The organism is Sulfurospirillum sp. HTRB-L1, from assembly GCF_059415125.1.
Window position 1 is genome coordinate 1 of sequence record NZ_JCAHZR010000008.1, and the last position, 24,030, is coordinate 24,030.

Annotated in this window: 26 protein-coding genes and 2 pseudogenes; 18 read left to right on the plus strand and 10 right to left on the minus strand. The window is 47.8% G+C overall.

Features of this window, described 5'->3' with window-relative positions; translation table 11 throughout:
• The 4 genes and pseudogenes from AC5SLM_RS11865 to argS form a co-directional block, all read left to right on the plus strand.
• Positions 1–394, plus strand: a pseudogene (locus tag AC5SLM_RS11865) (hypothetical protein); the annotation flags it as partial.
• A 3-nt stretch (positions 395–397) separates the two neighbouring features.
• Complete coding sequence (gmk, locus tag AC5SLM_RS11870; RefSeq protein WP_495251177.1) at positions 398–1,012, plus strand: guanylate kinase; 615 nt, start codon at positions 398–400, stop codon at positions 1,010–1,012.
• A 69-nt stretch (positions 1,013–1,081) separates the two neighbouring features.
• Positions 1,082–1,312 carry a twin-arginine translocase TatA/TatE family subunit gene (tatA, locus tag AC5SLM_RS11875; protein ID WP_495251178.1) on the plus strand — a complete coding sequence of 77 codons (231 nt, stop codon included), beginning with the start codon at positions 1,082–1,084 and terminating at the stop codon, positions 1,310–1,312.
• Between the two features lie 9 nt (positions 1,313–1,321).
• Positions 1,322–2,905 (plus strand): arginine--tRNA ligase, encoded by a 1,584-nt coding sequence (argS, locus tag AC5SLM_RS11880; protein ID WP_495251179.1) that lies wholly within the window; start codon positions 1,322–1,324, stop codon positions 2,903–2,905.
• Between the two features lie 12 nt (positions 2,906–2,917).
• Here the strand turns inward: argS and rsfS are convergent, their stop codons facing one another.
• On the minus strand, positions 2,918–3,244 hold the full coding sequence (gene rsfS, locus AC5SLM_RS11885; protein ID WP_495251309.1) for a ribosome silencing factor: 327 nt from the start codon (positions 3,242–3,244) through the stop codon (positions 2,918–2,920).
• 45 nt (positions 3,245–3,289) lie between these two features.
• Positions 3,290–3,781: pseudogene (gene nadD, locus AC5SLM_RS11890) on the minus strand (nicotinate (nicotinamide) nucleotide adenylyltransferase); the annotation flags it as partial.
• Positions 3,782–3,849: 68 nt separating this feature from the next.
• On the opposite strand from nadD, the gene gap reads away from it, so the two are divergent.
• The 5 genes from gap to AC5SLM_RS11915 are packed head-to-tail and all read left to right on the plus strand — an operon-like array spanning position 3,850 to position 8,568.
• A complete protein-coding gene (gene gap / locus AC5SLM_RS11895; RefSeq protein ID WP_495251180.1) occupies positions 3,850–4,848 on the plus strand; it encodes a type I glyceraldehyde-3-phosphate dehydrogenase in 999 nt (332 codons plus the stop codon).
• Positions 4,849–4,857: 9 nt separating this feature from the next.
• Positions 4,858–6,066, plus strand: coding sequence for a phosphoglycerate kinase (locus tag AC5SLM_RS11900; RefSeq protein WP_495251181.1), 1,209 nt, complete (start codon positions 4,858–4,860; stop codon positions 6,064–6,066).
• The gene (locus tag AC5SLM_RS11905; RefSeq protein ID WP_495251182.1) at positions 6,063–6,761 is read left to right on the plus strand and encodes a triose-phosphate isomerase; all 699 of its coding nucleotides are present in this window, start codon (positions 6,063–6,065) and stop codon (positions 6,759–6,761) included. The genes AC5SLM_RS11900 and AC5SLM_RS11905 overlap by 4 nt, the downstream gene beginning before the upstream one ends.
• Before the next feature lie 16 nt (positions 6,762–6,777).
• Positions 6,778–7,599: an enoyl-ACP reductase FabI gene (gene fabI / locus AC5SLM_RS11910; protein ID WP_495251183.1), complete on the plus strand. Its 822-nt coding sequence runs from the start codon at positions 6,778–6,780 to the stop codon at positions 7,597–7,599.
• Entirely contained in the window at positions 7,600–8,568 is a 969-nt protein-coding gene (locus tag AC5SLM_RS11915; RefSeq protein ID WP_495251184.1) for an ABC transporter permease, read from the plus strand. It begins immediately after the preceding gene.
• On the opposite strand, the gene nusA is transcribed toward AC5SLM_RS11915, so the two are convergent.
• Positions 8,565–9,683 carry a transcription termination factor NusA gene (gene nusA, locus AC5SLM_RS11920; protein WP_495251185.1) on the minus strand — a complete coding sequence of 373 codons (1,119 nt, stop codon included), beginning with the start codon at positions 9,681–9,683 and terminating at the stop codon, positions 8,565–8,567. The two genes, AC5SLM_RS11915 and nusA, sit on opposite strands and share 4 nt — an antisense overlap.
• 193 nt (positions 9,684–9,876) lie before the next feature.
• On the opposite strand from nusA, the gene AC5SLM_RS11925 reads away from it, so the two are divergent.
• The 7 genes from AC5SLM_RS11925 (at position 9,877) to AC5SLM_RS11955 (ending at position 14,677) form a co-directional block, all read left to right on the plus strand.
• Complete coding sequence (locus AC5SLM_RS11925) at positions 9,877–10,119, plus strand: HP0268 family nuclease (RefSeq protein ID WP_495251186.1); 243 nt, start codon at positions 9,877–9,879, stop codon at positions 10,117–10,119.
• Positions 10,119–11,426, plus strand: a complete 1,308-nt coding sequence (miaB, locus tag AC5SLM_RS11930; protein WP_495251187.1) for a tRNA (N6-isopentenyl adenosine(37)-C2)-methylthiotransferase MiaB — start codon at positions 10,119–10,121, stop codon at positions 11,424–11,426. The genes AC5SLM_RS11925 and miaB overlap by 1 nt, the downstream gene beginning before the upstream one ends.
• On the plus strand, positions 11,419–12,045 hold the full coding sequence (locus tag AC5SLM_RS11935; protein WP_495251188.1) for a lysophospholipid acyltransferase family protein: 627 nt from the start codon (positions 11,419–11,421) through the stop codon (positions 12,043–12,045). Before miaB ends, AC5SLM_RS11935 begins: the two co-directional genes overlap by 8 nt.
• Positions 12,035–12,487, plus strand: a complete 453-nt coding sequence (locus tag AC5SLM_RS11940; RefSeq protein WP_495251189.1) for a hypothetical protein — start codon at positions 12,035–12,037, stop codon at positions 12,485–12,487. The genes AC5SLM_RS11935 and AC5SLM_RS11940 overlap by 11 nt, the downstream gene beginning before the upstream one ends.
• 96 nt (positions 12,488–12,583) lie before the next feature.
• A complete protein-coding gene (locus AC5SLM_RS11945; protein ID WP_495251190.1) occupies positions 12,584–13,633 on the plus strand; it encodes a DUF8341 domain-containing protein in 1,050 nt (349 codons plus the stop codon).
• Complete coding sequence (locus AC5SLM_RS11950; RefSeq protein WP_495251191.1) at positions 13,630–14,151, plus strand: hypothetical protein; 522 nt, start codon at positions 13,630–13,632, stop codon at positions 14,149–14,151. Before AC5SLM_RS11945 ends, AC5SLM_RS11950 begins: the two co-directional genes overlap by 4 nt.
• On the plus strand, positions 14,144–14,677 hold the full coding sequence (locus AC5SLM_RS11955; protein ID WP_495251192.1) for a hypothetical protein: 534 nt from the start codon (positions 14,144–14,146) through the stop codon (positions 14,675–14,677). The genes AC5SLM_RS11950 and AC5SLM_RS11955 overlap by 8 nt, the downstream gene beginning before the upstream one ends.
• Here the strand turns inward: AC5SLM_RS11955 and tilS are convergent.
• Genes tilS through panC form a run of 3 tightly spaced genes read right to left on the minus strand, consistent with a single transcriptional unit; the run spans position 14,652 to position 17,749 of the window.
• A complete protein-coding gene (gene tilS / locus AC5SLM_RS11960; protein ID WP_495251193.1) occupies positions 14,652–15,638 on the minus strand; it encodes a tRNA lysidine(34) synthetase TilS in 987 nt (328 codons plus the stop codon). The two genes, AC5SLM_RS11955 and tilS, sit on opposite strands and share 26 nt — an antisense overlap.
• Positions 15,613–16,926, minus strand: coding sequence for a 30S ribosomal protein S12 methylthiotransferase RimO (gene rimO, locus AC5SLM_RS11965; protein WP_495251194.1), 1,314 nt, complete (start codon positions 16,924–16,926; stop codon positions 15,613–15,615). Before rimO ends, tilS begins: the two co-directional genes overlap by 26 nt.
• 1 nt (position 16,927) lies before the next feature.
• Positions 16,928–17,749 (minus strand): pantoate--beta-alanine ligase, encoded by an 822-nt coding sequence (panC, locus tag AC5SLM_RS11970; RefSeq protein ID WP_495251195.1) that lies wholly within the window; start codon positions 17,747–17,749, stop codon positions 16,928–16,930.
• Between the two features lie 67 nt (positions 17,750–17,816).
• Here panC and prfB point away from each other — a divergent pair, with 67 nt between their 5' ends.
• Together prfB and AC5SLM_RS11980 are read left to right on the plus strand one after the other, a co-directional pair.
• On the plus strand, positions 17,817–18,914 hold the full coding sequence (gene prfB, locus AC5SLM_RS11975; RefSeq protein WP_495251196.1) for a peptide chain release factor 2: 1,098 nt from the start codon (positions 17,817–17,819) through the stop codon (positions 18,912–18,914).
• 126 nt (positions 18,915–19,040) lie between these two features.
• Complete coding sequence (locus AC5SLM_RS11980) at positions 19,041–19,367, plus strand: hypothetical protein (RefSeq protein WP_495251197.1); 327 nt, start codon at positions 19,041–19,043, stop codon at positions 19,365–19,367.
• A 70-nt stretch (positions 19,368–19,437) separates the two neighbouring features.
• On the opposite strand, the gene AC5SLM_RS11985 is transcribed toward AC5SLM_RS11980, so the two are convergent.
• The 4 genes from AC5SLM_RS11985 to AC5SLM_RS12000 all read right to left on the minus strand — a co-directional run bounded on the left by AC5SLM_RS11985 (position 19,438) and on the right by AC5SLM_RS12000 (position 23,983).
• Positions 19,438–21,021: a DNA polymerase III subunit gamma/tau gene (locus AC5SLM_RS11985; RefSeq protein WP_495251198.1), complete on the minus strand. Its 1,584-nt coding sequence runs from the start codon at positions 21,019–21,021 to the stop codon at positions 19,438–19,440.
• Between the two features lie 242 nt (positions 21,022–21,263).
• Positions 21,264–22,025, minus strand: a complete 762-nt coding sequence (gene murI / locus AC5SLM_RS11990) for a glutamate racemase (RefSeq protein WP_495251199.1) — start codon at positions 22,023–22,025, stop codon at positions 21,264–21,266.
• 5 nt (positions 22,026–22,030) lie between these two features.
• The gene (rho, locus tag AC5SLM_RS11995) at positions 22,031–23,362 is read right to left on the minus strand and encodes a transcription termination factor Rho (protein WP_495251200.1); all 1,332 of its coding nucleotides are present in this window, start codon (positions 23,360–23,362) and stop codon (positions 22,031–22,033) included.
• A gap of 189 nt (positions 23,363–23,551) precedes the next feature.
• A complete protein-coding gene (locus AC5SLM_RS12000) occupies positions 23,552–23,983 on the minus strand; it encodes a hypothetical protein (RefSeq protein WP_495251201.1) in 432 nt (143 codons plus the stop codon).
• Positions 23,984–24,030: the final 47 nt, after the last annotated feature.

The following is a 24,030-nucleotide window of genomic DNA, read 5'->3' on the forward strand; positions in this document are numbered from 1 at the left end:
GGATGAAGAAGAATCTTTGGATGAAGAAGAATCTTTGGATGAAGTCGCGATTTTAGAAGCCCCTGAAGAAGAGCTGGAACAAGAAAGAGAGCAAGAGAAGGAAGAAGACCTTGTCCAAGAAGAAGAGATTTTCTTGACCACGACTCCTGTGGGGCTGGACGTTAGTACCCTTGATGACCCCTTTGGTGGCCTAAGCGAAGCTGAACTCAAAGCTGCCCTTGGTGAGGCAGTAGAAGAGGTGAAAACCAAGGTCCGTGAAGATACAACAGCCCTCAGGGAAGAGATTAAAAAAGAGGTTGGCAAGGCTTTGGCGAGCGCCTTTGAACAAACCAAGCTCAAAGAAGCCCTCAAAACCATGAAAATCAATATCTCAATCAGTTTTGATGGAGAATAAGCAGTGAAGGGCAATATTTTAGTGGTTTCTGGGCCAAGCGGTTCGGGAAAAAGTTCGCTTTTGCGCCACCTTTTAAGCACGCTCGAGGGGGCCTATTTTTCCATTTCCACCACCACAAGAGAACCTAGGATGGGAGAGGCGGAAGGGGTGAATTACCACTACATCAGCAAAGAAGCCTTTGAAAAAGACATCGACGAGGGCGCTTTTTTGGAGTGGGCAAAGGTGCACGATAATTATTATGGCACCTCTTTAAAACCTATCTTAAAGGCCCTTCAAGAGGGCAGGGTTGTTATTTTTGACATCGACGTGCAAGGCCATAAAATTGTACGCGAAAAATTTGGCAACCTTACGACCTCGGTGTTTATCACCACGCCAGACCAAGTAGAGCTTCAGCGACGCCTCAAGGAGCGGGGGACAGACACCCCTTTGGTGATAGAACGGCGCATTAACAATGCCGTGAGTGAGATGACATGCATGCACGATTATGATTATTTACTCATCAATGATGACCTAGAGCGAACCTTTGGTGATTTGATGTGCATTGCTAAGGCATCGCGCCATAAAACATCACGTTTGGACGCCGAAAGTTTTATTGGGGCCTGGGCTAACGTAGACTAAAACGCCCTTGGCTGTGGTATAATGGGCGGATTTTAAATTTGACACTTACATGTAAAAAAAGGAGATACCATGGGTATGCCGAGTATGCCAGAACTACTCATTATTTTAGCGATTGTTGTGCTTTTGTTTGGGGCCAAGAAGATTCCTGACCTTGCAAAGGGTATTGGTAAGGGGATTAAAAGCTTCAAGAGTGAAATGAAAGAAGATGAACCAGAGGTTAAAAAAGCAGAATCTGAAAAGATTGAAGAAACAAAAACTGCTACGGCTGCTGAGACTACCTCAGAAACAAAAACTGCCTAAGGGCCTCCATTGAAAGAGACCGTTTCCCGAAAGATTGCAGAAAAATTAGATTTTGATTTTGTCCTAGAAAAGCCCAAAGATCCAACCTTTGGGCACTATGCCACTCCTGTTTTTTCCCTTTCCAAGACATTGCGAAAAGCACCCGCGATAATCGCCCAAGAGTGCGCTGCCTTGTTTGCTCAAGAGCCTGCCTTTGAATCGGTGCAAGCCGTGGGCGGGTATGTGAACTTTAAGCTTAGCGAATCTTTTTTAGACACCTACGCCACCCAGGCGATAGCGCAAGAAGCCACCTTTGCCAAAGGCGAACACACACAAAAGATTTTACTGGAATTTGTGAGTGCCAACCCTACGGGCCCTTTGCACATCGGCCATGCTAGAGGCGCGGTGTACGGGGATGCGTTGTGCCACATGGGACGGCATCTTGGCTATTCGGTGACAAGCGAATACTACATCAATGATGCAGGCAACCAAGTGGAACTCTTGGGCCTCTCCCTTTACCTTGCCGGTGCCCAATACGTGCTAGGCGAAACAGTAGAGTGGCCTGAGGAGTTTTACCGTGGAGAGTACATCACGGAGCTGGCCTTTGTGGCCAAAGAAGAACTTGGTAAAGAGGTGTTTGCTACAAGGGAAAATATTCCTCGCCTTAGCCTTTGGGGCAAAGATAAGATGCTTGAACTTATCCGTCAAAATTTGGCCGATGCGGGGATTGTATTTGACCAATTTGTGAGTGAAAAAGCCTTGTATGACCGTTGGGATGAAAGTTTCCAAAAACTCAAAGATAATGGCAGCACCTTTGAAGAAGGTGGCAAAACATGGATACGTTCTTCTGAGCTTGGCGATGAAAAAGACCGCGTGGTGGTGCGCGAAGATGGGCGCCCTACGTACCTTGCCGGTGACATTATTTACCACGATGACAAATTGATGCGTGGGTATGATCGCTACATCAACATCTGGGGCGCAGACCACCACGGGTATATTGCGCGGGTGAGGGCGGCACTCCACTTTTTAGGGCACGATGAGAACAAGCTTGAAGTGTTGTTGGCGCAAATGGTTTCCCTTTTAAAAGGTGGCGAACCCTACAAGATGAGCAAGCGAGCGGGCAATTTTATCCTCATGAGTGAAGTGGTGGAAGAGATTGGTGCGGATGCGTTACGGTTCATCTTTTTGAGTAAAAAGTGTGACACGCACTTGGAATTTGACGTGGATGTGCTCAAGCAACAAGACAGCTCTAATCCCATTTTTTACATCAATTATGCCCATGCACGCGCCAATCAAGTGTTTGAAAAAAGCGGCAAAAAGCCCCAAGATGTTTTACATGTAAGCTTGGAAGGGTTAGGGGTTGAGGGAAAAAATTTATTATTTCAAGCCTTGTTATTGCCTGAGGTTTTAGAAGACGCTTTTACCTCCCGTCAAGTGCAAAAAATGACAGAATACCTCAAAGGGCTTGCGAGCAGTTTCCACAAATTTTACAATGAAAACCGCGTGGTTGGCAGCGAGCATGAAGAAAAATTCCTCAAGCTCTTTGCTGTTGTGGGCGTGAGTATTCGTGTAGGATTAAAGCTCTTAGGGATTGAAGCAAAAGATAAAATGTAGAGAGAAAGCTCTCTACATTTTTTGTTTTTCAAACGCGCTTAAAAATTCTTCCAAATTGTAGCGCGCGCGGTAAGCGGGGGTCATGAGGTGGATAAGAATATCGCCCAAATCAACCACTGCCCATTCGCTAGCAGGGTCTACATGTAAGAACTCTTCCCCTTTTGGTTTTAACACTTCGCGCAAATCATCCAACAAAGAAGCGCCATGACGCTCTCCAAGGGTAGTTGCGATCACCACTTGTTCGACAAAATACTCTTTTCCGTGCATATCAAAGACTTGGATATTTTCTGCTTTTTTTTCGTCAAGCAGGGCGACGATACGCTCAATGCGTTCTTTCATTGGTTTCCTTAGTGTGTAATAATTCACAATGTCTGCAAAAATCGGTTTGGGTAGCTTGGAAGCGTCTAGGTGTTCCCGAAGTTTTGAAGATGAGATAGTAACATGAATGGGCAATTTTTTCAAGGAAGTCTGGCACATGCCTCCTCTTGAGGCAACGACCACCTCGACCAACTGCAAAAGTTCCTCGTAGCGGTGCCACGCAGGCAGGGTAAGAAGGTTGTCTTCACCGACAATTAAATACAAGGTATCGGGGTGGTAGGTGCGGTGCAAGTACTCCAACGTTTCAATACTGGGCACAGGGCGCCCTTGATCTACCTCAAAGGAAGAGACGTTGACGCGCGGGATACTTCCCCACGCTTTGGTTGCCCATGTAAGGCGCAACGAGGCAGGCGTGCTAACGGCGGATTTAAACGGGCTTAGCCACGTGGGAACAACCACGAGCAAGTCAAGTTCAAGTTGAGAAAGGGCAGTGGTGATTACGGCTTCATGGCCCACATGGGGTGGGTCAAAAGAGCCTCCAAACATGGCAAGTTTCATTTACGATTTTTTAACCTCGGTTTTGCTAGAATGTCGCATTTTACGCGTATTATACCAAAAGGAACGACATGGCTTTAAAAGTAGCAATCAATGGATTTGGCCGCATCGGGCGGTGTGTGACACGTATTATTGCAAAACGAGATGATGTGGAACTGGTGGCAGTGAATGATACTGCCGAGCGTGCAATGACGAAGCAGTTATTAAAATACGACAGTGTCCATGGTACCTTTGACGAAGAGGTCACCCTTTTAGACAACGACCGTCTTCAAATTGGAAACCATGTGGTCCAATTGTTTTCCACCCGCAATCCCCAAGAACTCCCCTTCGCGGCCCTTGGCGTGGATGTGGTGTTGGAGTGCACGGGCGCGTTTTTAACCCAAGAAAAAGCGCAAGTGTTTATTGACAGCGGGGTGAAGCGTGTGGTGATGTCCGCTCCTGCAAAAGATGACACACCAACATTTGTGCTAGGGGTCAATGAACACCACTACAAAGGGCAGGCCATTGTGTCTAATGCCAGCTGTACCACCAACTGCTTGGGCCCCATCGCAAAGGTGCTAGATGATGCGTTTGGGATTAAAAAAGGGCTTATGACCACTATCCATGCGTACACCAATGACCAAAATATTTTAGATGTCAAACATGCCAAAGACTTGCGTCGTGCGCGCGCGGCAGCGATTAACATGATTCCTACCACCACGGGTGCGGCCAAAGCGATTGGCCTTGTGTTGCCCCAGCTTAAGGGAAAATTGCACGGGCAAAGTGTGCGTGTGCCAACGCCTAATGTCTCGATGGTAGATTTGAATGTTTTGGTGGGCAAAACCACCACGAAAGAAGCCATCAACGAACTTCTAAAAGCAAAAGCACAAGGTGAATTAGCGGGAATGATGCTTGTGGATGAAGAGTACCGCGTGAGCCAAGATTTCCAAAGTTCCTCTTACAGCTGTGTGGTAGCGGCGGATTTAACCCAGGTGATTGATGGGGACATGGTTAAAATCATGGCGTGGTATGATAACGAATGGGGCTACTCAACGCGGTTGGTTGAGATGGCCTTACATGTAAGCAAATAGGGAGGCGGGATGTCGGGCATTCGTTCCATTAAAGATATTGATATTGCGGGAAAAAAGGTGTTTATTCGGTGCGATTTTAACGTGCCTTTGGATGAGTTTATGAACATTACCGATGACCGTCGTGTGAGTTCTGCCATCCCTACGATTCGGTATTGTTTGGACCAGGGGTGTTCTTTGGTCTTGGCAAGCCATTTGGGGCGCCCTAAAGAAGGAAGAGATGAAAAACACTCTTTGGCGCCAGTGGCAAAACGGTTGCGTCGGTTGCTAGGCCGAGAAGACATTGTTTTTGCCAATGATGTCATCGGGGCAGATGCGCAAGCCAAAGTCGCGGCACTAAAGCCTGGCGGCATTGTGTTGCTTGAGAATTTACGTTTTGAAAAAGGGGAAACCAAAAACGATGGGGCTTTTGCAGAAGCGCTAGCTGCTTTTGGTGAGATGTATGTCAATGACGCCTTTGGGGTGTGCCACCGCGCCCACGCTTCGGTTGAAGCCATTACCCATTATTATGCGGATGAGGCAAAAGCAGGGGGCTTTTTGCTTCAAAAAGAGATTCAATTTTCCCAAAACCTTTTAAAGCGCCCCACACGCCCTTTTGTGGCTGTGGTGGGTGGCAGTAAGGTAAGCGGAAAACTTCAAGCCCTTCACAACCTCGTGCACCGCGTTGATAAAATCATTGTAGGCGGCGGCATGGCTTTCACTTTCTTAAAGGCGCAAGGCATTAGTGTGGGCAACTCCCTTGTGGAAGAAGAGTTGGTGGACGAAGCACGGAAAATCATGGATGAAGCCAAGCGCTTGGGGGTTAAATTTTACCTTCCTGTAGACGTTGTGGCGGCGCAAACATGCACCCAAGAGGCCACGATGAAATTTGTCACTACCCAAGAGATTCCCCACGGTTGGATGGGACTTGACATCGGGCCTGCCTCCATGCGTTTGTTCCGCGAGGCTCTTGGTGACGCACAAACCATTCTTTGGAACGGCCCTATGGGGGTGTTTGAAATCGATAAGTTTTCCAAAGGTAGCATCAAGATGTCCCATGCCATTGCCGAGGCGCACGCCACGACGGTAGTAGGCGGGGGCGACACCGCAGATGTGGTAGCGCGCGCGGGGGATGCGGATGAGATGACCTTTATCTCCACCGGAGGTGGGGCAAGTTTGGAGCTTATTGAGGGCAAGGAGCTTCCTGGCGTGAAACCTTTGCGCTTAAAGAAGCCCGAATGATTATTGCAAGCAATTTTAAAACCAACCACACCCGCGCTTCTACAAAAGCATTCCTAGAGGCACTTAAGGCTTTGGACACTTCCCACGAAGTGCGGGTTTTTCCTCCTGCGACAGCTTTAGATAACTTTGCATTGCCTAAGCATATTAAAGTGGGGGCGCAAAATTTTTACCCTCTTCAAAACGGTTCGTTTACGGGCGAGATTGGTGCGGAGCAGTTGGAGGAGTTTGGGATTAAGAGCGTTTTAATAGGCCACAGTGAACGCCGCCATCTTTTAAAAGAGTCCACGGAGTTGGTGCGCCAAAAATATGCGTTTGCCTTGGACAAAGGATGGGAAATCCTCTACTGCATTGGCGAACCCAAAGAGGTGCGTGAAGCGGGGATCAAAGCAGTGCAAGCGTATGTGGAAGAGCAACTAGTGGGGATTGATTTAAGCTATGGGCGTTTAATCGTAGCGTATGAGCCTGTGTGGGCCATCGGGACGGGGTTAAGCGCTTCACTGGAACAAATCCAAGAGACCCACCGGTACATCAAAACACGCCTGAGTGCGCCCTTGTTGTACGGGGGAAGTGTGAATGTGGAAAATATAGGCGCTATTGTGGGTCTTAAAGAGTGTGATGGGGTGCTTGTAGGGTCTGCAAGTTGGAAAAAAGAAGCCTTTGTGGCAATGCTTGAAGCTGCTAGTGCAGCACACTAAAAACAGGAGAATGTTGATGATAATGAAGGGAAAAAAAGGGCTTATTGTTGGGATTGCAAATACAAAATCTATTGCTTATGGGATTGCCAAAGCGTGTCGTGATCAAGGGGCAGAACTGGCGTTTACCTACTTAAATGAGGCGCTTGAAAAGCGCGTGCGACCCATCGCCGAAGAGCTTGGAAGCAGCGCGGTGTATGAATTGGACGTAAATAAGCCAGAGCATTTGGATGCGCTCACTGCTTCTTTGGAAAAAGATTTTGGCACGATTGACTTTGTGGTGCACTCCGTTGCTTACGCACCGCGTGAAGCGTTGGAAGGAACCTTTTTAGAAACCACCAAAGAGGCCTTTGATATTGCGATGGGAACCTCGGTGTACTCGCTTGTAAGCCTAACGCGTGCGTGCATGCCCGTGCTTAAGGACGGGGGTTCGGTGTTGACCTTAACGTACCTTGGTGGGCCAAAATACGTGCCCCATTATAATGTCATGGGTGTGGCAAAAGCGGCACTGGAATCAAGCGTGCGGTATTTGGCAGTAGATTGCGGCGGACGCAATATTCGCGTCAACGCCATTAGTGCTGGCCCTATTAAAACCTTAGCAGCTAGCGGTATTGGTGATTTTAGAACCATTTTAAAATGGAACGAAGCCAATGCACCACTGAAGAAAAATGTGACCATTGAAGAAGTGGGCAACAGCGGCATGTACTTGTTGAGTGATTTAAGCAGTGGCGTGAGCGGCGAAGTACACTACGTGGACGCAGGCTACAATATCATGGGCATGGGTGCTGTGACCACAGATACTGAGGGTAAAACAGTCCTCGCGTGGGACGCGCAAAAGTAGATGGCCTCTTTCTTGCTACGCAAGGTGTTGTACGTAGCAGGAATGTTGCTTCTCATTGCTATTATCTCCTTTGGGGCGATTCACCTTGCCCCAAACTCTTTCTTTGCTAGCGGGGATTTAAATCCCAACATCACCCCTGAATCCTTAGAACAACTCAAACGCGTGTATGGTCTTGATAAGCCTTTGTGGCACCAGTTTTTTTCATGGCTTTTGGCGGTTGCACGGTTGGATTTTGGCATCTCTTTTGCCAGTGGAAAAGCGGTAAAAGAAGAGATTTTACAGCGAATTCCCATCACCCTAACGCTCAATATCATCAGCCTTGTCTGGGTGTTTTTGCTTTCCTTGGCATTGGGTATTTGGGCGGCTATGCGCCAAGAAAAAACAGCCGATCGGGTGATTAAGCAAGCCTCTTTGGTGAGCTACGCCATGCCTTCTTTTTACCTGGCGCTATTAATGGTGTTGGTGTTTAGTGTCACGTTGGGTTGGTTTCCCATCGCAGGGCTCCATTCGGTGGATGCCAAAGAAGGAGTGGCCTATTGGTTGGATTTTGCGTGGCATTTGGCTCTTCCTGTTGGGGTAATTGTGATTGCGGGAGTGGGGAGTTTAACCCTTTATGTGCGAAGTTTGACCGTAGAGATACTCAAAAGTGATTACCTCTTTTTTGCCCGCGCACGGGGTGTTAAAGGGTGGCAGCTCCTTCGTTTTTACCTGCTTCCAAACCTCTCCCCTCCTGTGGTGACACTGCTTGGATTGTCCCTGCCTGGACTCATTGGAGGCAGTGTTATTTTGGAGTCTATTTTTTCCATTAATGGGATGGGGTTGTTGTTTTATCAAAGTGCCCTTAGTCGTGATTATCCCGTGATTATGGGGATTCTCATTATCGGGGCACTGTTGACGCTGCTTGGAAATATGATTGCAGACATGGTTCTTTTAAAGCTCAATCCTCACGCCAAGCGGGCCCGCACTTAGCTTTCGCCAAAGAGTGCGCGCAAGTCTTTAAGGGCTTCTTTGGGCTCTTTACTCTCTTCGCCATCAGGACGCAATCCCCCGATTTCAACAAGCTCAATGTCTACCCCGCATAGCATGGAAGCGAGGCGAATGTTAATGCCATTTTTGCCAATGGCTTTGGATTTTTGGTCGCTTTGCAAGGTGACGATGGCTTTTCCCACCCCTTCCATCTTGACGCTGCTAATAATGGCGGGCGACAAGGCTCGGGCGATGAAAATTTCAGGAATAGTTGAGTATTCGATACAGTCAATATTTTCCCCATGCAGCTCTTTGCTCACAGCATTGATGCGCACGCCTTTGGTTCCTACGGTTGCGCCAACCGCATCCACATTAGGGTGTACAGACGTGAGGGCAACTTTGGCGCGTTCTCCTGGGATTCTGGCAGATTTGTTGATGATAACTAGCTCATCAGCAATCTCAGGAACCTCAAGGGCGAGTAAGGATTCAAGAAACTTAGGCGCTGTGCGGGAAAGCTCAACACGAATACCAAAGGTTTTGTCTACGTAGACTTTTTTAATAACGCTTTTGACTACATTGCCGACTTTAAATTTTTCGCCCTTGATGCGGTTTTTACGAGAGAGTACGGCTCTGACTTCGTCGATTTCAATGAAGGTGTTTTCTTCGTTGTCGATGCGGACAACCGAACCAAAAACGCTTTTGCCCATCATGTTTTGGTATTTTTCAAAGATTTTTGTTTCCAAGAGGCGTTGGATGTGAAATTCTAGTTCACGTTGCAAGGTAGCTGCGGCAGTACGGCCAAGATTGTCCAAGGGAAGCTCATAGGTGAGTTCATCGCCGATTTCAATATCGGGATCGATCTCTTTGGCTTCGGCTAGGGCGATGTATTTTTCCTTCGCACTTTGCAAGCGCTCATCTTCAGCACACACCACAATCACTTTTTGAAACAAGGTTAATGTTTTTTTCTTTTCATCGATGATGGCATCGTACTCGTACTCTTCACCATAAACACGCTTGGCTGTTTTTGCCATGGCAAGGGTAACGGTTGCTTTCACTTCTTCTATTTTTAAGCCTTTTTCATTGGCAATAGACTCAATGATATCGACGATTTTTTCCACAGTTTTTCCTTATGTATGAGTGTTGCAATACGAACGTCAAGGTGAGGTGTGAGGTTTGATTGCCACGGAAGAGGGGTATTATACTCAATGGGGGCTTTGGTTAACTTTAATAAGATATTTATTGAAATGATGTTAGACTATCTACGATATCCTGCGTTTTAAAACTCAGGAGAGATACTCAAAAGAGGGACCTATGGAATTAAAACTTGCACGCAATACTATTAACTCAAAACCGCGACCTACGCAGATTGAAAAGATTGAAGAGACACTCTTAAAAGATGGCCAAAAGATTTTTTACTTTGACAAAGAAAACACCCACAAAGACCTTGTGGCCCTAGTGGAATATTTTGAAGCAAAGGACTTTAGCGTCTATTTGCGTGAAGTAAAATACGGACTTGATGAGGGCGATTACATGTACGAGGTCCACATTCTCTAATGCAAGCGTCTAAAAAACTCTTTATCGAAACCCTTGGGTGCGCCATGAATGTGCGCGATTCGGAGCATATGATTGCCGAACTTAGCAAAGATGAAGCCTACACTCTGACTACCAAAGCAGACGAAGCAGACGTGATTGTCATTAATACATGTAGCGTGCGCGAAAAGCCGGTGCACAAGCTTTTTTCAGAAATTGGTGCCTTTGCTAAACATAAAAAAGCAGGAGCAAAGATTGGGGTGTGCGGGTGTACAGCAAGCCATTTGGGTGCAGAGATTTTTCGTCGTGCACCCGCGGTGGATTTTGTTTTGGGCGCGCGTAATGTCTCGAAGATTACCAAGGCGGTGCGTACGCCAAAGTTCATGGACGTGGACATTGATTATGATGAGAGCACGTACGCCTTTAGCGATTTTCGCCACTCCTTGCACAAAGCCTATGTCAATATTTCTATCGGGTGTGACAAGCAGTGCACCTATTGTATCGTGCCCCAGACCCGTGGCGAGGAAGTCTCCATTCCTGCGGCGTTAATTTTGGGCGAAGTGGAAAAAGCCGCCGCAAAAGGGGCGAAAGAGATTTTTTTGTTGGGCCAAAACGTCAACAACTACGGCCGACGTTTTAGTGGCAACGAACCTAAGATAAATTTTTCTGAGCTTCTAACACGCGTTAGCGAAGTGGCGGGTGTGGAGCGCATTCGTTTTACCTCGCCCCATCCCTTACACATGGACGATGCGTTTTTAGAGGTATTTGCTTCTAATCCAAAGATTTGTAAGTCCATGCATATGCCCCTACAAAGCGGTTCGACCCATATTTTGAGCCAGATGAAGCGAGGGTATACGAAAGAATGGTTCCTAGACCGTGCGCAAAAACTGCGCGCATTGGTGCCAGAGGTTGCTATTAGTACCGATGTTATTGTGGCTTTTCCAGGGGAGAGCGAGGCAGATTTTGAAGAGACGATGGCAGTGCTTGAGGCCGTGCGTTTTGAGCAAATGTTTTCTTTTAAGTATTCGCCACGCCCCTTAACCAAGGCAGCTACTATGGAGGGTGCGATTGAACCCGAGGTGGCTGCGGCGAGGTTGGCGCGTTTGCAAGAGCGCCACGGGGAAATCTTAGATGAAATTGCGTTGGCACAAAAGGGCAAAGAGATGGCTGTGTACTGGGAAGAGACGCGCGAAGAGGGCGTGCTTGCGGGCCGAAGTTTTAGCAACTTTTTGGTGCAAGCCCCTGCGGATGTGTCTTTACTGGGAACAACATCGCGGGTGCGCATTACCAACCCTAAGCGGTTGGTGTTGTACGGGGAAGTGATTGCGTAAACGTTTTCTTCGTTGGCTTACGCTCCTTTTAGGCCCCTTTTTTTTTCGTGTGCTTTTGCGGTCTATTTGCCTTACATGTAAGGTGCGTCTTCACGGGGAATGGAAATTTCCCTCAACGCCTTGTGTGCTTGCCTTATGGCATGGAGAATTGCTCATGATGCCATTTTTCTACCAATGGTTCTATCCTAAAGACCGCCCCTTGTCTATCATCGTTAGCCAGCACAAAGACGGGGAAATCTTGGCGCGTATCGCAGCACATGCGGGTATCACCTGTTTGCGCGGAAGCTCCAATAGGGGTGCAGTAAGCGTGCTAAAAGAGGCATTTAAGGAGATTGGCAAGGGGAGTGATGTGGCCGTTACACCCGATGGTCCAAGGGGTCCTAGGCACTCTGTGGCGGATGGGGTGGTGGCGTTGTCCATGCGAAAGAAAATCCCTATCATCACGCTCAATTGCCAGGCATCTAAGGTTTGGCGACTAAAAAGTTGGGACCGTTTGTTCATCCCAAAACCTTTTTCAACTATTGAATTTTTTATTGGAGAGCCTTTTGAGACCCACATGCTTGAGGTGGATGAAGCAAAAAAACTAACCCACGAAAGGTTGATGCGCCATGCTTTCTAGAGTAATAGTTACAGCAGGAGCGATCCTCCTCTTTGCCCTTAGCGCGCTTTTTTTTGCGTTAAATAGCTCTTACCAAGACTCTCTCCAAGGGCGGGTGTATTACTTTTTGGGGGATTACGCCAAGGCGCAAGCACTTTCTGAGCAAGCGTATGTAAAAGACCCTTACAATAAAATGGCCTTTACCGTGCTCACCCAAAGTGCCATTGCTCTAAAGTACGAAGCCTACATCACGCAAGGGAACCAGTATCTGGCGCAAATTGATGCCATTAGTGCCAAGAGCGAAGTGAGCGATGCAGACCGAAGTCGGATTAAACTTATGTGTGAAATTATGATTGAAGGGTACACAGCCCTTTCCCCCACGCCACTGACAGATGAGACCTTGCAAGAGCGTGCCATTCTCATGCGCGAAAAGTTCCAACAGCTTTACAAAGAGCTATTTTAAGGCGCTTTAGAGCTACCCTTAAGGGAAAATAGTTTACCATATGTGCACAATACTCACCTGTTTAAGGGGTGTGGTGTGGTCTGTAAAAGGAGAGAGATGCCGTTTTTTCCTCAACGCTACTTTTCCAACCTCTTTGTCTCGGTGGTGATTGAAAGTGGCGAGTGCCATTTGTTGGCCAAAGTCATTAAAAACGGCAAAACAAAACGCAGCTACGAAGCCGCGTTTGATAACCCAGATCCTGACATGCTAGACGCCAAAGTGGTGGAATACATCAAACACAAAGAGGCCGAATGCCTTGATGTGTACATAGCATATTTCCTAGATGCCATGGGGCAAGGCGTCGTTCCTACTGCCCATGTGGGCGAATTTGAGCGCTACAGTGTGGATGGAAAACACGTGCGCCAGATTAAAATAGACGAAAGCTGGTCGGTGTACGCGTCTTATATTGAGATTAATTGGGCGCAAGGATTGTTTGAAGATTTGGGCCTAGATTTGTTGTATTCGCCCTTTGCCTTGTTGCACGAATGCGTGAAAAAAGAGGGATTCCCCTCCCATGCAACCCTTTACATGTACAACCACAAAGACTCCTTTGCTATTGCAATCTATAAGGGCGCTAAGGTGCTTTTTGGTGCTTTTTTTCGTACTGTGGGGGAGAAAGAACAAAAGCTAGGTGAGCATGGCGCCAACGAGTGGGAAGAGGTTGAAGAAGAAAAAGGCGTAGAAAACCTCGTGCAGCTTGACGAGATTGACGAGGCGGAGGATTATCAAAGCTTGGACGATTTGGACGATTTGGACAATGTTGAAGCGATGGTTCGCGATGAAGAAGACGGGGAGCAAACCTTTGATGAGGGGTTGATACAAGATATTGACGTGGAAAAAAGTGCCAAAGATTCAGAACATACCATGGCGCTTTTTGGACGCAGTATGCTCTTGTATAAGTACATTAAGTCTTCCATCGAAGAGTTTTACCAAAACCCAAATTACGAGAGCGATTTTGTCGAAGACATCATTATTTTTGATAATTACGAAACCAGCCAAACCGTGTTTGACATGCTAGAAGGTGAACTGATGGTGCGCATTCAGCTTCAAAAAGTAAAAACGTTGGAACTCATGTCTGCTATGGCCTTGAAGGATGTGGGGCTATGAGTTACAGTTTTATCACCCCCAAACCCAAACCCCTCTTTTCACTTTTTTCCAAAATTTGGTTGGTGTTTATTGGATTAACCTTGCTCTTGATGGGTGTGTTTAATTTTTTCGTGGTGTATAAGATTAGTGCTTACCACGCGCAGTCTCAACAGCTTGTAGCATTGCGCGAAGAGTACCATACTAAAATCGAATCTAGCGAAGCACAGATTGCTTTTATTGAGCATCAAAAAGGGGTGGCTGAGGGCATTTACGCGTCCAATGACATTTTGCGCGAAAGCATTAAAAACCTTTTTGATTTGGTGCCAGACCAAATTACCCTCTCGCGGGTTGTGATGGAAAAAAATGCACTGGTAATCTACGGGCAAACCCCTTCCAAAGAAACGTACAACTTCTTACTCGCCTCTCCCTTGCGCTCCATTTTCCATGCTTCTAATACCGTGTTTTACTTGGATAATGATGGGTGGTATCGGTTTGTTTCTACCAACAAAATCATCGACTCGGAAGGTTTCAATGAATAAGCTAGACAAGAGCCTTGAAGAGTTTGACCTCATTAAACTTTTACTGTTTTTGCTACTGTTTTTGGTGGCAAGCTTGGTGATGGTGTTGGCGTTTATTGTGCCAAACATTAAAGAACACAAGCGTGAAAAAGCGGCCCATGGGTATGAACTTGTGACGACACAGCGCGTTGGCGCGGTCTTGCAAGAGAAAGAGGCACAACTTCAAACCTTGCGTATAGAAAACAAAAAGGTGATCGAAGCATTTATAAGCCGCTTTGATGAAGAGCGTTTTGTGCGTTACGTGGGAGAGTTTTTTGAAGAGGTGAGTTTGGCGCGCTTGGAGCAAAAAGAGCACGAAAAAGATTTTATCATGTACGAACTCAAAGTCACTTCTTTGCTTAAAACCCCCGCTAAATTTTATTCTTTTTTAGAAAGTTTGAAGCGGTATGAGGGCATTGTTAAGGCTGATTTTCCCATTGAAATGCGCGCAGAAGGGCCATTTATTCACGCGACCTTCAATATTAAAGTGTTTGAACTAATACGTTAGGCGCGATGTTTTTTGTGTACATGTAAGGGCGAATAAGGGGAGGGATTCCCGCTTTGCGGCAGGCTTCTTTAAAGGGTTTTGGCATGGGCGTTTGCACAAAAGGCGCTACAAAAACCGCTTCTTGCGTCCACCCTACGGCCACGCGCCCACCGATGACCCCATCTTTTTGGTCGATTGTGTTGCGTTGGGCTTGGCTCATCACGATACCCAAATGTTTCGCCGCTTTATCCACAAGACGCAAGGCCAAGGGCGTGTTTTTGGCGACAAAGAGCTCTTCTGCGTGATGGGTGAAGGTGCCCTCTAGGAGGGCCACATCGCTAGTTAAAAAACGAAATGTATTTAAAATCCCCCCGCTGTATTCTTCTAAAAGTGGTCTTGCAAAGCGCGCGCGAAAGCGGTTGCGCAAAAAAGTAGGGTCATCGTTGGAGGCATCAAGGCAATAGGGTAGGTTGTGGGCGTGTAAAAACCCTTTGAGTGAGGCTTTGGTGTGTTCTAAAAAAGGACGCACAAGGCGAAGGCCTTCCCGCGACTCCTGCGCTTTAAAACCCAAAAGTTCCACCGCTCCCGCTCCTTGGCACAACTGCATCAAAAACCACTCAAGGCGGTCATCTAATTGGTGGGCGGTCAGCAAGGTGTCAAAACCGTGTGATGCGGCAAGGCGCTCGAAAAAGTCGTAGCGCGTTTTTCTGGCTCGGTGTTCAAAATTGCCGGGGGAAAGCTTACATGTAAGGAAATGCGCCTGAATGTTGTGTTTTTTGCACAGCGCTGCCACGTGGGCCTCTTCGGTGTCGCTTTGGGGTCTGGTTTGATAATTAACATGGGCAACGCTAAAAGCAATGCCCTGACGCAACAGCGTAAAAAAGAGGGCCGAGGAGTCCACGCCGCCTGAGAACGCCAAAAGGTTATGGGAGGTGCGCAGCCCCTCTAGGAGGGATTCAGGCAGGTGCGGTAACGGTTGCAAGCAGCTTGTCCCCCGCGCGCTGGGTGATGGTGGCGTGGTAGGTTTTGCCCACTTCTAGCGCCCCAATGTCCGAATCATTAATAAGCACTTCGCCGTCGATTTCAGGAGCCCACGTTAAATCCCTTGCTCCCATAAAGAGTTCGTGTTCGCTACTTTCGCCCTCAATGAGCACCTTGGTCTGGGTGCCAATTCTAGTCTCCAAGCACGCTTCAACCGTTTTACTTACCAGTTTTTCAAGGGTTTTAAGGCGTTTGTTGAGGGTTTTGGCGTCGATTTTTTCTTCCATGTCATAAGCAAGAGTCTCTTCTTCGTCCGAGTAAGCAAACACCGTGACGCGGTCAAAGGGGAAACTCTCTAATAATAACCGCACCTCTTCAAATTCTGCCTCACTCTCTCCGGGGTGCCCTGCGATGATGCTGGTACGCACAAAGGAGTTGGGTAGGGCGCGCATGGCAAGGAGTTGTTCTAGGATGCGCGCTTTTCCTGCCCCACGGCGCATACGTCTGAGCATGGGGTCGCTGATGTGTTGGATAGGCATGTCAAAGTAGTTGTGAAACAAAGCTGACGCGCCAATACGGTCAATCAGGGCATCGGAAGTAGTGGAAGGGTAAAGGTAGAGAATGCGCGCACTTTGCACGCCCTTTATGCCCTCAACCGCGTCAATAAGCCCAATAAGCCCATCATGAGTGCCATGGTCGCGCAAGTACGAACTGCTGTCTTGCGAAAGGAAGCTAAAGTCGTAAAAACCTTGGGCGACAAGGTGGGTTACTTCGGCGACGATGTCTTCAAGGGAGCGGGAATTGAGCTTGCCTTTGAAGCCTGGAATCGCGCAAAAACTGCACTGTTGGTTACAGCCTTCGGAGAGTTTGATGTAGGCATGGGCGTTGGAGCCTGTGATGACGCGGTCATAAGTGTCTTGGAGGTACACGCGCGGGCTAAAGCGACTCTCTTTTTTGGCAATGATTTCATCAATGCTTCCGTAGTCTCCCACGCCTGTAAAAAGGTCCACTTCGGGAAGTTCTCTCATGAGGTCTTCCCTGTAGCGCTGGGTTAAACAGCCTGCCACTACCAGCAAGGAGTTCTTTTTACGCGCTTGGTGGAGTTCAAAAATGGTATTAAGACTCTCTTCTTTGGCTGGCCCGATGAAACCGCAGGTGTTGACGATGAGCACATCGGCGGTGCTTGGGTCATTGGTGAGTGCGTAAGCTTTGAGTTTGCCTAGCATGATTTCGCTATCGACAAGGTTTTTGTTACAGCCTAATGAGACAAGGTGAAGGGTTTTTTGCATGTTACATCCAAAGGTTATCGATGAGTCGCGTCGAGCCAACATAAGCAGCAATAGCGATGAGGGTATTGCCCAGTTCCACCCGCTCAATAGGGGTAAAATCTCGGCGTAAAACACGGGCGTACTCTACATGTAAAGGGGTTAGCGTCTCTTGCATGGTGCGCTCTAGAACCTCTGTGCGAAACTCTTTTTGTATCACAAGGCGGGAGGCGTGTTTGAGGGCCTTGGAGAGTTTGAGGGCCTCTTGGCGCTCATCAAAAGAGAGGTAGACGTTGCGGCTAGAGAGGGCAAGGCCGTCTTCCTCGCGCACAATGTCGCACGGAACGATGCTCACAGGCAAAAAGAGGGTACGCACCATGTTTTGGATGAGGTAGAGTTGTTGGACGTCTTTTTTGCCAAAATAAGCATGGGTGGGCTGGGTGAGGTTAAACAGTTTAAGTACCACGCGCAACACTCCATCAAAGTGGCCAGGGCGGCGCAATCCTTCAAGCATGTAGCCTAGGGTGTCGGGCGCACAAAGAATGGGCTCTTCAATGCTGTACATGGCGGTAGCTTGGGGTGTAAACACGGCGTCTACGCCAGCAAGGCGACACAGTTTTAAGTCGGCCTCTTGGCGCCTTGGGTAAGTGCTCAAATCTTCTCCGGGCAAAAATTGGGTAGGGTTAACAAAAAGGGAAACCACCGTGTGGTCATTTTCAGCGATGGAGCGTTTAATCAGCGAAAGATGCCCGTTGTGGAGCGCGCCCATGGTGGGAACAAACCCCACGCTTCCTTGCAAGGTTTGGCGAAATTGGGCGAGTTCTTCGGGTTGGGAAACAATTTTCATTTTAGCGACTTTACAGTAGAATGGGTTTTTAAAAGGAAGACATTATACCAAAAAAACGGGAGTGCCTTTGGACCACTACGAATACACAGAATTGTTAAAAAAACTAACCAAAAAAGTTACCAATATTGCCCAAATTATTCAGCCTGAAACCCTTAAAAAACGGGTTGATGAGATTGAGGCGCAAGAGCAAGAGCCTACGTTTTGGGAGGCGGTTGAAGCAGCAGCAGTGTTACAAAAAGAGAAAACCAAACTTGTCGCGATGCTTAAAAAATACCGCAAAGCCAAAGCGGCCGTGGAAGATGCCAAAGACCTCTTTGAGATGGCCTCAAGCGAACAAGATGAAGAGACTCTAAATGCGCTCATTGCCGATGCCTCAGGCCTTGAAAAAGCCACGACAGCACTGGAGGTTTCCATGATGCTTAGCGGTGAGGATGATGGAAAAAATGCCATCGTTTCCATCCACCCGGGTGCGGGGGGAACGGAGTCTCAGGATTGGGCGAGCATGTTGTACCGCATGTATTTGCGTTGGGCGGAGCGCATGGGGTTTGGGGTGGAAGTGCTGGACTACCAAGATGGCGAAGAAGCGGGGCTTAAAGACGTGAGTTTTATCCTCAAAGGCGACAACGCGTACGGGTACATGAAAGCGGAAAATGGCATCCACCGCTTGGTGCGCATCAGCCCTTTTGACTCCAACGCCAAGCGTCATACCTCCTTTTCTTCGGTGATGGTGAGTCCTGAAGTGGATGATGATATTGCCATTGTCATTGAAGATAAAGAGATTCGCGTGGATACGTACCGTTCGAGCGGGGCGGGTGGGCAGCATGTCAATAAAACCGACAGCGCCATTCGCATCACCCATATTCCTACCAACATTGTGGTACAGTGCCAGAACGACCGCTCTCAGCACAAAAACCGCGCCAATGCCATGAAAATGTTAAAATCCCGTTTGTATGAATTGGAACTTGAAAAACAGCAAGCGGAAAAAGACGGGGTGGCAAAGAGTGAGATTGGGTGGGGGCACCAGATTCGTAGCTACGTGCTAGCCCCTTACCAACAAGTCAAAGACACCCGCAGTAACGTCGCTTACTCGCAGGTGGAGGCAATACTAGATGGCGACATTACAAAGATGATAGAAGACGTTTTAATTTCTCAACAAAGTAAATAGCCTGCTTGCAAAAGCAGGCAAAGCACCAAAGGTGCGCGAGCCCTGCGCTGAGCAGAACTTAGCGTTAGCGTAGTCTTTGGAGCTTTGCTTCAAAGGCGTATTAAGAACTTTTATAAAAGGAGATTCATGACCCATGATGCATTTTTAACCCAACTTGGTTACAGCGTGAGCGAAAGCTCTTTGGCACAAATCGACCGTGTGATTCAAAACACCGAAGGTTTTGAGCATATCGGAAAACACTTGGTGACCTTGCATGACCACTTGCAACCCCATTTTTCATTTGTGGCACTCTCAAGCAACAAGGACTATTTTAAAATCAAAAACATGGCTACCGAATCCAAAGCCCAAGAAGAGGTGAATGAAATCATCTTCAAGTGGGCCGAGAAGTTTAAAGTGCAATTGGAAAAAGTTTCTGGACAAGAAACCTTTTATGTTCTAGGCTTTAAAAAATAACCCGCGTTATGCCTTACATGTAACCTTTTACATGTAAGGCACTTTTTAGACAAACCCCTTACATGTAAGGCTAAATCTTAGGTCGAATTTGAATTTTTTTTGGGCTAAAAAGTTCTTGCGCTTTTTGCACAAAAGGGTCATTTAACACCTCTTTAGCGTCTAACTCTTTTTTATTTTCTTCATAAGGCGCGCTGACACATCCTTGTGTTGCGCCTTCTTCGGGGACTTCTTCTGTTGGCGGAGTCAAGGGCTCTGGTTCCTCTTGAGGGAGTGCTTCGTGTTTTTCTTGGGTGATTTGGATGGTTGTTTCAAGCCCAAAGACTTCTTTGACGAGGTGTTTGATGACACCCGAAGCATTGCGTAAATGGGTTCGACACCCTTCATCGGCGTAGGAGGCAAGGGTAAGTTTTCCCTCTTCAAATCCGACAAAACGAATCTGTTTTTCAAAACAAAGCCCTAAGTCATAATCGCGGTCAAAGAGTTTCTCCACTAGCTGTTCGTAGGTGCTTTTGAGAGGTGGTGTGAGGGGTTTTGGCACACTGGGCGCGGGTGCTGCGGCAACTTGAGGGGCGTCAAAGGGGCGAAACTTTTCGCTCTCTAAGGAGGCAATCATTTCATCGACGGTTTTAATATTGAGTGCTTCAAGCATCTTGAAAAAGACAAGACTTAAGACAAAGCCGCTCTCGGCGTTGATGAACAAAAGCTGTTTGGCTTCGCTTAGGATGCGGAAAAAGCGTTCGCACAAGAGGGTAGAAAAACGGCTATCTTGCTCTAAAAATCGCTCTTTTAAGTAGGCAATGAGTTCATCAATCACCACTTCACACTCGTGGTCTTCAAGCTCTTTGATGGCCTCTAAAATGCCTTTTCGGTCTTCCTCAAGAATCATTTCAAAGAGCTCTTCTAAACGCTCAGGGTCAAGCAAGCCTAGCATGGAAGCAACCACATTGGGTTTGACGTGGCCTTTGGAGAAAAGAATGGCTTGGTCTAGTAAGGTGAGGGTGTCGCGCAAAGAGCCATTGCCTGCGCGTGCGAGCATTTCAAGGGCTTCGATTTCGTAGGCAATGTGTTCTTGGTTGAGGATGTGGCTGAGGTGGTGGACGATGTCACTGCGCGAAATTTGCTTAAAGCGAAAGTGTTGGGTGCGCGAAAGAATGGTCGCGGGTAATTTGAGCGGGTCTGTGGTGGCAAGGATGAATTTGACGTATTCTGGCGGCTCTTCAAGGGTTTTTAGCAGGGCGTTAAAGGCTTCGCGGGTAAGCATGTGCACTTCGTCGATGATGAAGATTTTAAAAGCGGCGATGCTTGGGCGGTATTTGGTTTGTTCAATCAAGTCGCGGATATCGTCGATTTTTCGGCTGCTTGCTGCGTCCATTTCAATAATGTCGATGTGGCGGTTTTCATTGGCCATGACACAGTTGGGGCACACATCACAAGGGGTGGGTGTGGGCCCTTTTTCACACACAAGGGCCTTGGAAAAGATGCGTGCGGTGGAGGTTTTTCCACTGCCACGAAGTCCTGAGAAAAGGTAAGCATGGGAAAGGCGTTTGGCGCTTAAGGCTTGGATGAGCGTTTGGGTGATGGCTTCTTGTCCGATGAGTTTTTCAAAGGATTTTGGGCGGTATTTTAGGGCTAAGACTTGTGATTTTTCAGGCACGATAGACTCCTAGGATATGAACAGCAAGAGAGTAATATTTTTTGCAAATGGGTTAGGTTTCACACACAATGCGTAAGGAGTGATTGTACTGGATTTTTGATTAAGCTTTGGTATAATGGGCCAAACTATAACGAGAGGAGCAACCGATGAAGCACATGATGTTAGCAATGCTAATCGCGCTTGGTGTTAGCGCAGCCTTAAGTGGCTGCGAACGCAACGACTACCAGCATCCGATGCACCGCTCAAAGTAATCCCCCTTTTTCAAGACCCAGCCACATCGCCGCAACGTTTTTTAATCCTTCTGGATTTTCCGTTGCAAAGAGTTTGAGTTGGGTCTCTTTCTCTTGCCTTGGCAGGGTTAAATGCTCTTCCAAGTGCTCAACAATCGCTTCGCCTGAATGTACCAATGTAGCATGGGGAAAATAAGACCCAATAGCGGCACCAATGAGTGGAAAATGGGTGCACCCAAGGATAATGACATCGGGGGCGTGGGGCAAATCTTTAAAATAATGGTGCATGGTTTGTTCAAGCACAGGGCCTTCTAGCAACCCCTCTTCGACCATGGGGACAAAGAGTGAAGGGGCGAGGGCGGTGATGTTTGTAAAATCACACGCACGCAACAAGTCTTGGTATTTGCCGCTATTGATGGTGGCGCGGGTGCCAAGGACGAGGATGTGGGCGTTTTTATCAAGGATTTTATTGCACACCGCAATGGCGCCAGGCTCAATCACGCCAAAGACAGGAAAAGGTGCCTTGGCGCGAAGTTCTGGGATGGCATAGGCGCTAACGGAGTTGCACGCGCAGATGAGGGTGTCGATGTCAAAGTTTTTGAAAAACTCCACCGCTTCGAGGGAGTAGCGAATGATGGTGTTTTTATCTTTGACCCCATAGGGCACGCGCGCAGTATCGCCGTAGTAGATAATCTCATCAAACAAGCGGTGCTCAAGGAGGCTACGCACAACGCTCAAGCCTCCCACACCGCTGTCAAATACCCCCGCGCGCATGGGGATTAGCCGTCGTTTAAAGCAGCCAAAAGCTCTTCGTTGTTAGCGGTTTTAAGCATTTTGGCGTAGAGGAACTTGAGGGCTTCCACGTCATCCATTTGGCTGATGGCGGTGCGAATAGCCCAAATTTTTTGCAAGTTATCTGGCGAGATGAGTAATTCTTCCTTGCGGGTTCCTGATTTCATGATGTTAATAGCAGGGAAAATACGTCGGTCGGAGATGCTACGGTCTAGGGCGATTTCGCTGTTGCCCGTGCCTTTAAATTCTTCAAAAATAACCTCGTCCATCCGACTACCTGTTTCTACAAGTGCAGTGGCAACGATGGTCAAGCTTCCGCCAAATTCGATATTTCTGGCCGCACCAAAGAAACGCTTGGGTTTGTGAAGTGCGTTGGCATCCACGCCGCCACTAAGAACTTTACCACTGGAAGGGGTGACGGTGTTGTACGCACGTGCGAGGCGAGTGATGGAGTCAAGCAAGATGATGACATCTTTACCCATCTCGACGCGACGTTTGGCTTTTTCAATGACCAATTCCGCCACGCGTACGTGGTTGGAAGCGGGCAAGTCAAAGGTGGAGCTGTACACTTCGCCTTTGACACAACGCTGCATGTCGGTTACCTCTTCGGGGCGCTCATCCACAAGCAAGACGATGAGTTCGGCCTCGGGGTGGTTTTTGGCGATGCCATGAGCGAGTTCTTTCATGAGTTCGGTTTTACCGCTACGTGGAGGGGCGACGATGAGTCCACGCTGGCCTTTGCCAATGGGGGCAAAGAGGTCAAGCATCCGCCCGGTGAGTTTCATGGGGTCAAATTCAAGCTTCAACGCTTCGGCAGGGTAAAGGGGTGTAAGGTTGTCAAAAAGAGGACGCTGTTTGGACTCTTGCATAGGCAAATAGTTGATAGCTTCGATTTTTAGCAGGGCATAGTAGCGCTCTTGGTCTTTAGGAGGGCGCACTTGGCCAGTAACAATGTCGCCGGTGCGCAGGGCGAATTTGCGAATTTGCGTACTTGAAACATAGGCATCATTGGGGCTTGGGGTAAGGTTGGAGTCGGTGGCGCGTAAAAAGCCGTAGCCCTCAGAAGACATCTCAAGGATGCCGGTAAATAAAATAAACCCGCCCTTGGAGGTTTGGGTTTTGAGGATTTCAAACATCAAATCTTGGCGTTTGAGCTCTTGGGGGTTTTCAACGCCGGCTTTTTCGGCGATGTCTAAAAGTTGTTTTAAATCTCGTGTGCGTAAGTCTTCGATTCTATAGCCCTCAACGGGGACGTGCGTGCGTTGGTTTTGGGTTTTGGCGCTTGGCTTGCCATTTCCCGTGTTGGTGCTTTCGCCCATGGTTCCTTCTTTTTGGTTGGTTTGTTGGATTGGTTACCTGTTGCTATGTAGCGATAATGATGTCTGCCCGTTAGGCTGCACGGTACTGAGTCGATGTGCGAGAAATAGATTCGGGGCAAAAAAATAAGAAGTTTTGGACACGTGTACGTTTAACTTCGGGTGTAATTTTATACTAAACCCACCCGCTTGTCAAGCAAAGGCGAGATAAAAAAGTATGGAGTATAAAACCAGCGGGATAAGTTTCATCATCCACGGGAAGCCTTGGTCAACATTTACAAGAGGCGCGTAAACACCAAGGTGTTTGTGGGTAGCCAGGCGGTCTAAAAAAACCAGTTTTACCACGATGTCTAGTCCCTTAATGCTGACGAGCAACCAAGCAAGCGGGGTGTAGACGTGGGCGTACATCATGCAAAAAATGACGAAATAAAAACTCGGATGCAAGGCAATAAACAAAAAAATACTACGGGAATAAACCTGTAAAAGGGTGGCAATGTAGCGGCGTGTGGAGTGGCCTTGTTGCCACACAACCTCAAAGAATTCAAAAAAAATAAGTGCGCACAAGAGGGCGAGAAGGGGTTCATTCATGGGCGAAATTGTAGCATAAAGCGCGGGGTGCATCAAGGGAGTTTTAGGTCATCCTGAGGAAAGCTACATTATAATTTCAATTT

Coding starts and splice junctions, on each gene's coding strand:
- miaB (WP_495251187.1), top strand. CDS start 10,119: ATGCAAGCGTCTAAAAAACTCTTTATCGAAACCCTTGGGTGCGCCATG.
- AC5SLM_RS11945 (WP_495251190.1), top strand. CDS start 12,584: ATGCCGTTTTTTCCTCAACGCTACTTTTCCAACCTCTTTGTCTCGGTG.
- AC5SLM_RS11905 (WP_495251182.1), top strand. CDS start 6,063: ATGATTATTGCAAGCAATTTTAAAACCAACCACACCCGCGCTTCTACA.
- rimO (WP_495251194.1), bottom strand. CDS start 16,926: ATGCAAAAAACCCTTCACCTTGTCTCATTAGGCTGTAACAAAAACCTT.
- AC5SLM_RS11925 (WP_495251186.1), top strand. CDS start 9,877: ATGGAATTAAAACTTGCACGCAATACTATTAACTCAAAACCGCGACCT.
- AC5SLM_RS11900 (WP_495251181.1), top strand. CDS start 4,858: ATGTCGGGCATTCGTTCCATTAAAGATATTGATATTGCGGGAAAAAAG.
- rsfS (WP_495251309.1), bottom strand. CDS start 3,244: ATGAAAGAACGCATTGAGCGTATCGTCGCCCTGCTTGACGAAAAAAAA.
- murI (WP_495251199.1), bottom strand. CDS start 22,025: ATGCGCGCGGGGGTATTTGACAGCGGTGTGGGAGGCTTGAGCGTTGTG.
- rho (WP_495251200.1), bottom strand. CDS start 23,362: ATGGGCGAAAGCACCAACACGGGAAATGGCAAGCCAAGCGCCAAAACC.
- gap (WP_495251180.1), top strand. CDS start 3,850: ATGGCTTTAAAAGTAGCAATCAATGGATTTGGCCGCATCGGGCGGTGT.
- AC5SLM_RS11915 (WP_495251184.1), top strand. CDS start 7,600: ATGGCCTCTTTCTTGCTACGCAAGGTGTTGTACGTAGCAGGAATGTTG.
- AC5SLM_RS11950 (WP_495251191.1), top strand. CDS start 13,630: ATGAGTTACAGTTTTATCACCCCCAAACCCAAACCCCTCTTTTCACTT.
- AC5SLM_RS11955 (WP_495251192.1), top strand. CDS start 14,144: ATGAATAAGCTAGACAAGAGCCTTGAAGAGTTTGACCTCATTAAACTT.
- AC5SLM_RS11980 (WP_495251197.1), top strand. CDS start 19,041: ATGACCCATGATGCATTTTTAACCCAACTTGGTTACAGCGTGAGCGAA.
- fabI (WP_495251183.1), top strand. CDS start 6,778: ATGATAATGAAGGGAAAAAAAGGGCTTATTGTTGGGATTGCAAATACA.
- tatA (WP_495251178.1), top strand. CDS start 1,082: ATGGGTATGCCGAGTATGCCAGAACTACTCATTATTTTAGCGATTGTT.
- panC (WP_495251195.1), bottom strand. CDS start 17,749: ATGAAAATTGTTTCCCAACCCGAAGAACTCGCCCAATTTCGCCAAACC.
- AC5SLM_RS11940 (WP_495251189.1), top strand. CDS start 12,035: ATGCTTTCTAGAGTAATAGTTACAGCAGGAGCGATCCTCCTCTTTGCC.